The following is a 12,088-nucleotide window of genomic DNA, read 5'->3' as shown; positions in this document are numbered from 1 at the left end:
GCTGGCCTTTGCCACGGTAAAAGGCAGGCCACCTTTCACCAGCGCAGCCGTCATCGTATCATGAGCGGCCAATCTTTGCGCAAGAAGACTATCATCCCGCGAGCATGCTCAGTACAGATTTTCTCATTATCGGCGCAGGTAGCGCAGGCCTTGCCTGTGCCCTGGAACTCGCCGAGCTTGGCCGGGTTACCGTTCTCAGCAAGGGCTCCTTGGAACTGTCTGCAAGTGATTGGGCGCAAGGCGGCATTGCTGCGGTGCTGCCCGATAGCGATGACAGCGTGGCACAGCACGTTGCCGACACCGTGCGTGCTGGGGCCGGCCTCTGCGAACCGAATCAGGTAACGGAAATTCTTGGCGCAGCCCCTCGGGCTATCCAACGCTTGCTGGACTGGGGGGTAATTTTCGATCGCCAAGGAGATCGTTGGCAGCTCACCCGCGAGGGCGGACACCAGGCGCGGCGCGTCCTCCATCGCGCCGATCACACCGGACGCAGCATCACCCGCGCCTTGCTCCGTCGCGCCGCGGCGGATGCCAGAATTCAACTCCAGCCAAACACCCTGGTCGGCGCCCTGCAGCAGGACGATACACGGGTGACTGGCGCTTGGCTGCGTCACGCCGACGGACAATGGCAAAGCCTGCGGGCACGCGCGGTCATTCTGGCGACTGGGGGCTTAGGACAGGTCTATCGCCATACCAGCAACCCGGATGTCGCCAGCGGCGACGGCATCGACCTGGCCTGGCGAGCCGGCGTCGCAATCTGCGACCTCGAGTTCGTACAGTTCCATCCCACGACACTGTATAGCCCCGGCGAGTCGGCCTTTTTGCTGACTGAAGCCCTGCGTGGCGAGGGTGCCATACTTCGCCTTCCCAACGGGGAACGGTTTATGAGCCGGCACGATACGCGCGGCGAACTGGCACCACGCGATGTGGTCAGCCGCGCCATTATTCACGAAATGCAAGAACATCATCTGGATTTCGTAGAACTGGATATCAGTCACGCGCCTGCGCAACTTATCGAAGCGCACTTTCCTACCATCGCCCAGCACTGTCGCGCACGCGGCTACGACCCAGGCAAAGTAGCCTTACCCGTGGTGCCAGCGGCGCACTACAGTTGTGGCGGAGTTACCGTCGATGCGACCGGGAAAACTGGCCTGCCTGGACTGTATGCCATTGGCGAAGTCGCTAGCACCGGGTTGCACGGCGCCAATCGCTTGGCCAGCAATTCCCTGCTGGAGTGTATTGTCAGTGCCCATGCCGTTTATCAAGATCTTGCCGGCGTCAATCTGCCACCGATCACGCAGACGGAGACAGATGTTCCGGGTTCAACACTGAATTTTCCCGCCGAAACGATCGCGGCACGGCGCACTGCCTTGCAAGGTCTTATGTGGGAAAAAGTTGGCATCCTGCGCAATCAGGGTGGCATGGCGGATGCGCTGGCACAATTGCAGGCATGGGAAAAAGAAACATCCCGGCCCGTGGGACATCTACCTAGCAGCAGACAGGAGCTGGAATGGCAAAGCCTGCTACGCAGCGCGCTGCTCATTACCCGAGGGGCTCTGCTGCGTCACGAGTCGCGCGGTTGCCATGATGACCGTGACTTCCCCGATCTTCTGGAGCCAGCCCAGCATCTCCGGCAGAGGCGCGACTGGTCGCAGCCGCAAGCCAGTGCCGTCGGGCAGTTAGACGCCAGTGCCGCCAATTCGGCTCCCCAGGGCGAAAAACGGCCATGATCGTCATTTCCTGGCCAGTACCCAGAGCTAGACGTAACAGCAAAAGACGGTACGCATAAACCCCGCCGGCGAGGACGATACCTTCCCGGCGTTCACCGTTTTGCAGTCGTACGGCTACCTGGTCGTCACCATGATGCAATAGCAGACGTGGCAAGAAAGCTCGCCGCTTGCGCGACCAGGGGCAACGCCACAATCCCCATGCAGCAGCAACGGCAAAGAGCAGGAGTGCGGCTCGCCAATCCACCAACAGGGTCAGAAAGCTACAAAGAAGCACGAACAGGCAGGGGATGAGGTATAGCAACCATTGCCAGTTTCGCGAGCCAAGGCGTAAAGCCGGTAAAGATTGGTCCAATGCCATAGCCGCGCTATCATGACAGCCCTTCACTAGCTTTTTTCTGGAGACCATACCCATGGCCGACATCCACTACGCTCCCTTAACCGACAATATGGGGACCATTCACATCCATGGCCCCGACGCGGAAAAATTTTTGCAGGGACAATTCTCCAACGACGTCGTGCGATTGCCAAGGGGTGAGGGGCAATGGAGTAGCTACAGTACCGCCAAGGGCCGAATGATTGCGAATTTCTTTTTGCAGCGTGAAGAATCGGGCTTTTTCCTGTTTTTGGCTGCCGATCTCGCGGAAGAGGTCAGCCAACGGCTACGCAAATTTCGTTTGATGGCGAAGGCGGAAATTGCGATCAGCACGCAGCAACTCTGGGGCATTTGGGGCACGGACCTGGATGTTGACGGACTACAGACACGCATAGGAGCAGAAAGCGCCAGCACTGGTATTGTTGCGCGCCTCCCGTGGCCGCAGCCAGCGGCTTTGCTCCTAGTACGAGACAATGACACTTTGGCGCGTGTTGCTTCACAGATAGGCGCCAGCAAAGGTGCTGCCAATGACTGGTGGGCAGCGGCCATCCGTGCCGGAACGGCTTTCATCACCCGCGCGACAAGCGAGCAGATCATCCCCCAGGAATTGAACCAGGAGGTGCTCGGCGGCATCAATTTCAAGAAAGGTTGTTATCCCGGACAGGAAATTGTCGCTCGCTCCCACTATCTCGGCGTCCTAAAACGCCAATGCTATTTACTACAGGGCGCCCAGGAGCTCGCGGCGGGACTGGGAATCTTCGCGCCGAGCATGGGTGAGCAAGCTGTAGGTTTGGTCATCAATGCGGCAAGCGAAGGAAATACGGCAAGCGCTTTGGTGGTTTTGCGCGCCGCCAATGACCATGAGCCTCTGCATTTGGGTGCGCAGGAGGGGCCAGTGCTGCAAATTGGCACCCTGCCCTATCCACTTCCTCTCTCCCGAGAGGAGAAATAATTCGAGATGTGGGGACTCGTTACCGGCATTGTCAGCTACTTTCCCTTCGCCTGGTATAGCCATCGTTATCTCGATGATCATGGCATGCCACCGGGCTTTAGTCGTAAGCTGCTGGTCTTTATCGTTGCCAGCGTGCTCTCATCCGGCCTGGGCTACGGCGTGTCGCGCCTGACCAGTAGCCCCCAACACCTGCAGGCACAAACGCAGATGCAGAAGAAAACGATGCAACTACTTGGCAGTACCCTGCATTGTGTGAACGACCCGAGCAATCCCAAATGTCAGCAGAATGCCGCGGCGGCGCATCAGCTTCTGCACCAGATGCTGGGTACGGAACTGGGCGGACAGCGGGGTTAGTTTACGAGTCGAATAGCGTACCGCCAAACTGCGCGAAACGGTGCAAGAGGCTCTGCGGCTTAGCGACCAACTCCGCATAGGTACCGCTCTCTTGTACCAGGCCGTCGGCCATGACGTAGATGCAGTCCATATCTTCCAAACCGAGCAGGCGATGCGTGATATAAATCACCGTGCGCCCACTCATCAGACTGCGTAGATCCTGCAAAAATTTCGCTTCCGTAAGCGCGTCGAGACCCTCGCTGGGTTCATCCAGGATCAGGATCGGACTATCCTTGAGCACAGTACGGGCAATGGCAATGCGCCGCGCCTGCCCACCGGAAAGATTAACCCCACCCTCGCCCACAATATTGTCCAGGCCCTGCGGTAACGCTTCGACAAAGTCCGCAAGCTGGGCCTGACGCAACGCCGCCCAGAGCTCCTCTTCCTCCGCGTCGCCTTTGGCTAAGAGGAGGTTATCGCGAATGGTGCTGTGAAAGAGATGGCTACGTTGCGAGAGCAAGGCAAAGTATTGGCGCAATTGATCGCCGGGGTAGTCCCGTAGTTCTCTGCCTCCCAGGCGCGCCGAACCGCCCTGGTAATCATAAAAACGCAAAAGCAGATTGGCGATACTGCTTTTGCCCGCGCCCGTAGAACCGAGAATCGCGATGCGCTCACCCTGGCGTACCTGCAAATCTAGGCCACGTAGCGCCTCGTCCCGCGCCGCTGGATAGCGCAAATGCAGGCCACTGATTTCCATATCGAAGTTGCTTGGTTCAGGCAGCGGGTTTGGGGCATCCGCGAATAGCGGCTGCTGATCGGCAATTTCAAAGATGCGCCGCGCCGCCTCACGGGTCTGCCCCAATACCTGAAAGGCGAGAGGCAAGGCTAATACCGCCTCAAAGGCCGCAAGCGTACCCAGCGCAAACATGGGCAATTCGGCGGGCGGCAGAGAGTGCCCGGCTACCAGGGGAATGGCCAGCAGCAAAATGATCCAGAGGGTCAGGTTGGCCATAAAGCTCATCCCGGCCGTGCCAATACCAGCTACCCCAGCCAGCCGCCGCTGACGCTCGAGGAGCGCGGCGTTTTCCTGCAGGAAGCGTTGTTGCACGCGTTCCGCCGCGTTACCCGCAAGAATCTCGCCCATACCCTGCAGGGCATCCACTACCTGGGTGCGCATCTCCGCCTGAATCTGCGTCACCTCTTGGCTACTTCGCGCACCGAGGCGCTCACTCAGGAGGGGCAATAACAAGCCGGTGAGTGCCAGCAAAATCAATAGGGCTAGACCAACCGACCAAGTGTAAAGGGCAAAAAATCCGGCCATGAGCAGGGTCGCCAGCCCCGCCACCAAAAAAGGCGTAAAAACCCGCAAATAGAAGTTGTTGAGGGTGTCGATGTCGGCGACAAGGCGCGAGAGGATATCGCCAGACCGGTAACCCTGCAGCCCGGCCGGGGCCAGGGGCTCGATACGGGTGTAGAACCAGACTCGCAGCTTGGACAGAAGGCGAAAGGTGGCCTCATGGGTAACGATGCGTTCTAGCCAACGCGAAATGACCCGGGTGGTAGCAAAGGCGCGCACCCCCGCTGCGGGCAGAAAGAAATTGTACTGGTTGAGGGTGGCCCAGCCACCCAAACCGGCCAAGGCAGCACTGGCAAGAAACCAGCCGGAAAGAGTCATCAAACCAAAGTTGGCGAGGATGGTCAGCAGACTCAGCAGGGCACCACCCAGCATCCACCAGCGGTAGGGCAGAAAAAGACGCAGCAGGCGCCAAAGATCGCGATTATTTGCCATGCTGCCCCCGATAGGCCTGCACCAGACGCGCATAGGCCCCATTCAATGCCAGCAGTTCTTGATGATTGCCGGTTTCCACTACCCGTCCAGCATCAATGACGAGGATGCGCTCGGCGCGCTGCGCCGTGGCCAGGCGGTGGGCAATGACAATCACCGTCCGCCCTTGCCGAAGTTTCTCTAACGAATCGAGAAAGAGCGACTCGCTCTCCATATCGAGGTTGGCGGTCGCCTCATCCATCAACAACAAGCGGGGATTCTTGAGAAAGGCGCGGGCCAGAGCAATGCGCTGGATTTGCCCTCCTGATAGTCCTTGCCCCAGATCACCAATACGGGTATCCCAGGATTGCGGCAGGCGCTCAATAAACTCCAGGGCATGGGCGTCTTGCGCGGCCTGCTGTAGCTCGGGATCGCTCGCATCTGGTTTCACCAAGCGTAGATTGTCGGCAATGCTGCCGTAAAAGAGGCGCGGGCTTTGTGGAATCCATGCCAATTGGGCATGCCAGGCGTTACGACTAATGCCTTGCAGATCCTGTCCATCCACCAGTATCGCGCCGCTATCCGCCTGGATGAAGCCCAGAATGGCGTTCGCCACCGTGCTCTTCCCGGCCCCACTCGCGCCGACAATGGCGGTGTAGCTACCGGCAGGAAAGCTGGCGTTGAACCCCGCCAGGGCTTCCGCGTCCTCCGGACCATAGCGAAAATGCAGCTCTTTCATCTCGATAGCAAGCGCACTAGAGGACGCCGGCAGCGCTTGTCCGCCCTCTGCCTGCGCCGCTATGGGGGCATCCAGAATTTCAAAAATGCGCTTGGCTGCGGCAATGGCACTCATGCGCGCATGATAATGGGTAGAAAGACCACGCAGCGGCGCGAAGAACTCCGGTGCCAGGAGCAATACGAAGAAAGCCGCGTAAAAATCTACCGAGGCATGCACCTGTAACAGTCGCGCGCCTAGAGAGACGGCGACCAGCGCGATGGAGAGGCTTGCGAAAAATTCCAGTACCGCAGAAGTCAAAAATGCCACGCGTAAACCAGCCATGGTGCTGCGGCGATAGTTTTCGGAAATGTGGGCGACAATCTCGATCTCATCCTTGGCGCGCCCAAAGATTTTGAGGGTGGTAAGCCCCTGCAAGGTATCCAGAAAATGGGCGCTCATCAGTAGCATCTGGCGCCACTGGCGTTGGTTTATGGCCTCTGCGGCATAGCCAACCAAAACCATAAAGAAAGGAATCAGGGGACCACTGATCAGCAGAATCAAGCCGCTAATCCAGTCTACGGGGAAGACGAAAACCAGGATGGCAAAGGGCACTAAACTCACCAAGGCCATCTGCGGCAGGTAGCGCGAGAAATAGGGTTCAAGCGCCTCGATACCTTCAATCAGGGTGCTGGCGATGTCCCCCGCCCGCTCACCCGCTAGCGCCACCGGGCCACGGCGGAACAGGTGCTGTAACAACTCTTGCCGCAGTTGCGTCTTGATACTGGCGCTAGCGCGAAAGGCAACAATCTCCGCCGCCCAGGAAAGGGCCGCGCGCAGTACGAAAAGCCCCAACAATGCTCCCAGGAACCCGGAAACTGCCGCCAGACCCAGGCCATGAAAAGAGACGTCGTTGACGATGTGCGCCAATATCCAGGCCTGGAGGATAATTAAAAGACCCGCCAGTAACCCCAAGCCAATGGCAAAATAGAGCGCACCACGCGCGCCCTTGCCAGTCTTCATCAGTCGTTGATCAATGCGCTCCGCTTTTGCCACGGTCTCCGCCTTTGTTCGTAAGGCCCACAGTATAGCATGTGTGAGGATTTTCTGATGGACTATTCCAAAAACAGGGTCAGGACACCGGTATAGCCGTAGATGCGATCATGATAGATCTCGCCATTGGCAAAGAAACCCACTAATGGTACGTCGCCCAGGATCTTGCTGATCAGCCGCAGCTCTATGGAGTTGGCACCGAAGAGGCTCTCGCCCCGTCCAAGGCAGGAGACATAAATCGCACCGCGTATGGCGCGACCAGCCGCTAATTTTTGTAGATCGGCAAGCATCCGCTGCAGATCCGCGTGCGCACTGTCCCCATCTCGTTTGCAGAACATCAGTTCGGCGCCCGACTCGACATAATCGCCAATAGCTACCAGACCATTTTGCTCATCTACCCCCACGAGATTACGCACCAAGTAATCCCCCTGATCCGAACCGGCCAACGGGAGTGCGGCGAAGATGAAGCCTGCAGCACGACGGATATCCCGTGCCAGTACCTCTCCCACCTCATCATAGAGGACTTCCAAGGCGGAACGACGATCCAGGGTGGCGACGATGTTGCGTTCCGCCTCCTGAATTCGGTGCACCGGCCCAATGGGCGTGCAGCCCTGACTCAGGCGCGTGCGGATCATGACTTGATCGGAAAACGCCACGCCGCTTAATCCACCATGTAACACACGCCCGGCAAGCTGGGCTCCCTGCCCCCGGCTACTGGTCACACCCCCCATAAGAAAACCGCTGCTACAACGCGCCGCCAAATGCCGCACCTGCTCGGGTAGATCCTGACTGTGGGCGTCCGCGTGGACAATGGCCAAGGCCGCCTGACGTCCATCATCCAAACGCAACTCTTCACTTTCGTAGGCATCCATGCCGGCAAAAAGACGATATTCGCTCTTTGGTAGATCGGTAAACAGCAGTGCCAGGGCGGGCGTATCGAGATATTCGTGATTGGTAGCCGCAACGCCAATACCCACCGACCCCACCCAATCCTGCACCCCCGTGGCCTCCTGCAGCGCCGCCATCATCTCCGCAAGCGCAGGCTCATAAGCTTCGTTCAGATAGAGGAAGCCAAGAGTGCTAGGGAAACCCTCCCAGGCACAAGCAGCCAGGGCTTGCTCCAGTGCATCTCGCCAGTGGTCCGCTGCGGCATGGCCAAAAGGGAAAGGGGTACTCATCGGTTGCGTCCTGATCGTTTGCCGGCGTCATTTGCCGAATGCCCTGCATTGTACGAAGCCTAGCTTGCAGACACAAAACGGGGTAGGTTATCAGACACCAAATTGTTGCTGTAGTATGATGCTCATAGCTTCTCGCATATGGCTATTTTGCGTGTTGCATAGAGATCTCACGACATGGAATGGAATTCCCGCATCCCACAACGAAAAGGCGCAAGCCAATATGCAAGCCCCACTTCGGCTTCCGGCGAGACCCCATTCTGTAACTTCAGAAAATCCTCGCAAAACAGAAAGATCCGAGGGTGACAGGCCGTAACCGGTCTTTTCTATGACAATGTCATGCCCGACATCAATAACGGAACCACCATCCACAGCGGCATAGTTATTCGCCTGCCGATGTTTACTATCCGCAGGAGGGGAAAAACGAGTAGCCACAACAACTTCGTATTCTTGTGCCAAATCTCTGATAGATTCAATACAATCCGGATGATGGGAAAATCCGGTTTGCAGATCCAGAACCAGCAACCCATGTTTATTTACCATATAGCCCCGCACATTTATAATAAAAAACTCTTTATTAATTAACTTTCAAAGCAGCGTATCATACACGGAATCGAGTGGTCTACTTTTGCCGGGTAGTTCCTTTGCCCATCGACCTGCGACTGCGTGAAGTCCACTAATTGTGTATATAGGATCAGTCATCAAGAACGTCCACGGCCGATCGGGCTTCTTCTTGGAGGGTAATCGCCAGATGGCAAACTTTTCCGGTCAGGAGACCACCAACGGGGACAGAGATTAGAAACCACAATGCCGAATTGAAATCCGTGGGGGGTGGACTTATAGCGGTTTCTGGGCAGGGCGGGCATCACCTTCTCCTCGTCCCGCACGCTCCGTTTTGTACCGGCTTTTTGTACCATACAACCGCCTGAACCCCATGCTGCTGTTGGTATTCAGGATATTAGTAGAAATTGGCGGAGAGGGTGGGATTCTGCCTTCCGTGCATACTTTTATTGAACTATCAATGAGTTGAGATAAACCATTTAGCCGGGATAGTTACAATGCCTAGTTACAACATTCATTACTCGGCAAACTCTATCAGATCTGGCCGATGCGATCAATCACCATAATGGTGAACCTAAACTGAACAGAGGCTCAACATCGATAAATCAGCTTACCTGACTTACCGAGCTATTGATGATTGCCCTCGGAATCAATTTAGGTCATCTCCAGGCATCTGAAAATTGAGCCTACCCAAGAAGAACCGCATCAGCGTAAGCGTGCCTCATTCCCGTTGGATGAGTGTGCTTTGACATTCCCCTCGCCCAGAAGGTGGGGTATGTCCAAGCCGGGGTTTTCTCCGGAGAAAACCATACCGGTCTGCGGCTGAGTACGCACTAACAAAGCCCCCGCAATGCGTGGGACAGATGTAATCAATGACCGTGTGGGGGGTCGGCTCTTTTTTTTGGCTTTTTCTCCTGCTCGTACCACCAGTGGGAGAAACGGATACCACCCGCCAGAATAGCGGCCACAGATACCAGAACTATGGCAAATAGCGTAACTGGATCCATATCATTACCCCTTCTTGTCCGATAATGCCGTTGTCTGATTCTCTTCCGGTGTCGCAAAGGTGGCTGCGATGGGCAGCAATGCACACCACACCGCTGCCGCCATGGTCAAACCACGCTCAGAAGATGCTGTTGATGAGATCGCCTCCGATCCCGAAGCCCGCACCCATCATGAGGGCCTGCCCGAACCCGGAGTATCGCCAACGTCGGTCTAAAAGACGACAGGATATAGCATACCATGGAACTTTCGGAGAAAACCCTGAAGGCCGTGGACGGCTGAGACATCCTGGTGGTGGCGGACTGCGGAAGCGAACCCACAACCAATTCCTGAACAAGAGTCCGTCCTTCAGGCCACGGTCCCAATTTTGTCATATTCGGCCGTTTTCACAGACATTCGCCTGATCGTATGGACACCCCCGGCTCGCGGCATTCGATATGGAAAGTGGTAGCCAGTCGCCCATCCGAAACACCGGACAGGATGGCAACAATCATAGACAATGCATTTGCATTGACATGGCAATGCAAATGCATTATCATGCAGCACATCCTCCCCTCTTAGACCGGAGAGTACCATGCCTGCCACCCTCGAAGTCGAATCCACGCTGACTGACCGCTACCAGACCACGGTGCCGGAAACCGTGCGCCGCGCCCTTCGGCTCGGCAAGCGCGACAAAATCCACTACACCATCCGCCCCAGCGGTGAGGTGGTGCTGACCCGTGCTGAAGTCTCCGAAGGCGGCGACCCGGTGCTCGGCCAGTTCCTGGGCTTCCTGGCCCGCGACATCGCCAGTCACCCGGAACGCCTGCAGGCCGTGGATGCTGACTTCGTCCAGCGACTCCAATCGCTGGTCGGCGGCGTCGATGTCGATCTCGATGCCGCCCTGTCGGCAGACGATGAATGAGCGCGGACAAGCCCGCGCCCTTGGTCATTCACGGCTGGACGGTTTTCGCTCACCCGCTGTTCCTTGCCCAGATTGAAGCTTTGGCCCAGCAGGTCGAAGCGTTCAAGCAAAAGGACCACGTCGGCTACGTGAAGAAGAACGCCAGCAAGCGATTGGCGGCGGTGACCGCGCTGGCGTTCGACGTCATCCCGCAAGACCCGGCGCGGCCGGAATACCGGCAGGGCAACACCCTCGGCGAGGATCACAAGCACTGGTTCCGGGCCAAGTTCTTCCAGCAGTACCGACTGTTCTTCCGCTACCACGCTCAAACCAAGGTGATCGTGTTCGCTTGGGTCAACGATGAGGACACGAAGCGTGCCTACGAGAGCAGCGACGACGCCTACAAGGTGTTCCGCAAGATGCTGGAAAGCGGCCATCCGCCAGACGACTGGAACCGGTTGCTCGCCGAAGCACGGGCCGAGGGCCAACGCTTGCAGCAATTTGCCGCTGGCATTGCACCGTAAGGCTTGGCTTCCGTGGCGAACAGAGTTGTCATGAGGTCATCAGTCTTGGAGAAGAAGGTGAGGGAGATGGACGGAGAACGGTTCGATTCCGCCCCGTGTCCGAACAAATGTCCGTGCTTTCGGATAAAATGGCACTATTTCGGCCATTTGTCCCTGAAGGTCGCATCCAGATCTTTCTGACGGCGTTTCGCTGGGCTCCAGTCGGCAGGCGTGGCATTTTCTTTGATCTGTTCCTTGTCGTCTCTGGAAAAATGTTGCTTGGGTGCCGGTACCAGCGTGGCATCAATGATCTGGTCACCCCGTGCCACATAGCCGTGCTGCAGGATTTGCTGCTCCACCGCGGTGAACAGCGCTTCGGCACCGGCCACACCGATACGGTTCTCAAAATGCCAGATGGTCGTGCGATCCGGAAGACGCGCAGCATCCACCAGACCGCAAAAACGCTGATAGCTACGGCGATCCAGAAGCTGGTACTCCATCTGTTCGTCTGAAAGATTGTAGAGGCGCTTTAACACCAATATTCGCACCATGGTTTCCGTGGGATAAGGAGGGCGACCGCCCTGGGGACTCGCCGGACGACAGGAGAGTCGGCGTGCTCAGCAGGCCTTTTCGCGCGTCGTTGCGCGATCGGCCTTGCGCTGCCGACCAGATAATAGGCCCCAGCCGTCCCGGTCACCGGCGCACCGTCACGCCCTCGTTGGGGCGCAGACGGCGCACTCGTCTCCCGAATGACTTGTCGGCAACCATGCGGCACAGCACGCGCCTGCACTCCCAGCTTCGCGGTCGTTTCGGCGGATGCAGTTCGCCGCGTTGCCTACTGGGGACTACTCGCCCCCGCTTCGCTCTCCAGGCTCGCAGCGGGGGCCACACGATCGACCTCTGCCGCCGGCAGGAAAGTCGATGCAGAAAGCGATGCGCAGCAATGGATCACCCAACTGATCCAGTTTCTGCTGGTGGAAATCCGCGGCAAACAGGTCGGTTTTGATTGCGCTCTTTCGTGGTTTCATCCGGCATACCCCATA

At 57.5% G+C, this 12,088-nt stretch carries 10 protein-coding genes and 2 pseudogenes; 6 read left to right on the top strand and 6 right to left on the bottom strand.

All coding sequences use genetic code 11. From position 1 onward, the window contains the following. The first annotated feature begins 104 nt into the window (after window positions 1-104). The 3 genes from nadB to AB4090_RS07910 all read left to right on the top strand — a co-directional run bounded on the left by nadB (window position 105) and on the right by AB4090_RS07910 (window position 3,409). On the top strand, window positions 105-1,730 hold the full coding sequence (gene nadB, locus AB4090_RS07920; RefSeq protein WP_369573333.1) for an L-aspartate oxidase: 1,626 nt from the start codon (window positions 105-107) through the stop codon (window positions 1,728-1,730). A 410-nt stretch (window positions 1,731-2,140) separates the two neighbouring features. Then, the gene (locus AB4090_RS07915; RefSeq protein WP_369573332.1) at window positions 2,141-3,055 is read left to right on the top strand and encodes a folate-binding protein YgfZ; all 915 of its coding nucleotides are present in this window, start codon (window positions 2,141-2,143) and stop codon (window positions 3,053-3,055) included. A gap of 6 nt (window positions 3,056-3,061) precedes the next feature. Beyond that, window positions 3,062-3,409 carry a hypothetical protein gene (locus AB4090_RS07910; protein WP_369573331.1) on the top strand — a complete coding sequence of 116 codons (348 nt, stop codon included), beginning with the start codon at window positions 3,062-3,064 and terminating at the stop codon, window positions 3,407-3,409. A gap of 1 nt (window position 3,410) precedes the next feature. Here AB4090_RS07910 and cydC read toward each other — a convergent pair whose 3' ends face one another. The 4 genes from cydC to AB4090_RS07890 form a co-directional block, all read right to left on the bottom strand. Beyond that, window positions 3,411-5,177 (bottom strand): thiol reductant ABC exporter subunit CydC, encoded by a 1,767-nt coding sequence (cydC, locus tag AB4090_RS07905; RefSeq protein WP_369573330.1) that lies wholly within the window; start codon window positions 5,175-5,177, stop codon window positions 3,411-3,413. Then, window positions 5,167-6,924, bottom strand: a complete 1,758-nt coding sequence (gene cydD / locus AB4090_RS07900) for a thiol reductant ABC exporter subunit CydD (protein ID WP_369573329.1) — start codon at window positions 6,922-6,924, stop codon at window positions 5,167-5,169. The genes cydC and cydD overlap by 11 nt, the downstream gene beginning before the upstream one ends. Window positions 6,925-6,983: 59 nt before the next feature. Further along, window positions 6,984-8,099, bottom strand: coding sequence for an FIST C-terminal domain-containing protein (locus AB4090_RS07895; RefSeq protein WP_369573328.1), 1,116 nt, complete (start codon window positions 8,097-8,099; stop codon window positions 6,984-6,986). Between the two features lie 90 nt (window positions 8,100-8,189). Next, a complete protein-coding gene (locus AB4090_RS07890; RefSeq protein WP_369573327.1) occupies window positions 8,190-8,639 on the bottom strand; it encodes a hypothetical protein in 450 nt (149 codons plus the stop codon). 1,093 nt (window positions 8,640-9,732) lie between these two features. Between AB4090_RS07890 and AB4090_RS07885 the strand changes: the two genes are divergently transcribed. The 3 genes from AB4090_RS07885 (at window position 9,733) to AB4090_RS07875 (ending at window position 11,066) form a co-directional block, all read left to right on the top strand. Then, a complete protein-coding gene (locus AB4090_RS07885; protein ID WP_369573326.1) occupies window positions 9,733-9,876 on the top strand; it encodes a hypothetical protein in 144 nt (47 codons plus the stop codon). 357 nt (window positions 9,877-10,233) lie between these two features. After that, window positions 10,234-10,563 (top strand): type II toxin-antitoxin system PrlF family antitoxin, encoded by a 330-nt coding sequence (locus tag AB4090_RS07880; protein ID WP_369573325.1) that lies wholly within the window; start codon window positions 10,234-10,236, stop codon window positions 10,561-10,563. Beyond that, window positions 10,560-11,066: a type II toxin-antitoxin system YhaV family toxin gene (locus AB4090_RS07875; RefSeq protein WP_369573324.1), complete on the top strand. Its 507-nt coding sequence runs from the start codon at window positions 10,560-10,562 to the stop codon at window positions 11,064-11,066. Before AB4090_RS07880 ends, AB4090_RS07875 begins: the two co-directional genes overlap by 4 nt. A gap of 158 nt (window positions 11,067-11,224) precedes the next feature. Here AB4090_RS07875 and AB4090_RS07870 read toward each other — a convergent pair. Together AB4090_RS07870 and AB4090_RS07865 are read right to left on the bottom strand one after the other, a co-directional pair. Then, window positions 11,225-11,656: pseudogene (locus AB4090_RS07870) on the bottom strand (transposase); the annotation flags it as partial. Window positions 11,657-11,925: 269 nt separating this feature from the next. After that, window positions 11,926-12,073: pseudogene (locus tag AB4090_RS07865) on the bottom strand (IS5/IS1182 family transposase); the annotation flags it as partial. Window positions 12,074-12,088 lie beyond the last annotated feature (15 nt).

Origin of the sequence: Acidithiobacillus sp. IBUN Pt1247-S3, assembly GCF_041146875.1 — a bacterium.
Taxonomy (GTDB): Bacteria; Pseudomonadota; Gammaproteobacteria; order Acidithiobacillales; family Acidithiobacillaceae; genus Igneacidithiobacillus.
The sequence above is the reverse complement of the archived record's forward strand: the minus strand, read 5'-3'. Positions and strand labels throughout refer to the sequence as shown.

What these genes read in the sequence shown, in the direction of transcription:
- AB4090_RS07885 (WP_369573326.1), top strand. Translation starts at nt 9,733, where the DNA reads ATGGGCAGCAATGCACACCACACCGCTGCCGCCATGGTCAAACCACGC.
- AB4090_RS07910 (WP_369573331.1), top strand. Translation starts at nt 3,062, where the DNA reads ATGTGGGGACTCGTTACCGGCATTGTCAGCTACTTTCCCTTCGCCTGG.
- AB4090_RS07895 (WP_369573328.1), bottom strand. Translation starts at nt 8,099, where the DNA reads ATGAGTACCCCTTTCCCTTTTGGCCATGCCGCAGCGGACCACTGGCGA.
- nadB (WP_369573333.1), top strand. Translation starts at nt 105, where the DNA reads ATGCTCAGTACAGATTTTCTCATTATCGGCGCAGGTAGCGCAGGCCTT.
- AB4090_RS07915 (WP_369573332.1), top strand. Translation starts at nt 2,141, where the DNA reads ATGGCCGACATCCACTACGCTCCCTTAACCGACAATATGGGGACCATT.
- AB4090_RS07890 (WP_369573327.1), bottom strand. Translation starts at nt 8,639, where the DNA reads ATGGTAAATAAACATGGGTTGCTGGTTCTGGATCTGCAAACCGGATTT.
- AB4090_RS07875 (WP_369573324.1), top strand. Translation starts at nt 10,560, where the DNA reads ATGAGCGCGGACAAGCCCGCGCCCTTGGTCATTCACGGCTGGACGGTT.
- cydC (WP_369573330.1), bottom strand. Translation starts at nt 5,177, where the DNA reads ATGGCAAATAATCGCGATCTTTGGCGCCTGCTGCGTCTTTTTCTGCCC.
- AB4090_RS07880 (WP_369573325.1), top strand. Translation starts at nt 10,234, where the DNA reads ATGCCTGCCACCCTCGAAGTCGAATCCACGCTGACTGACCGCTACCAG.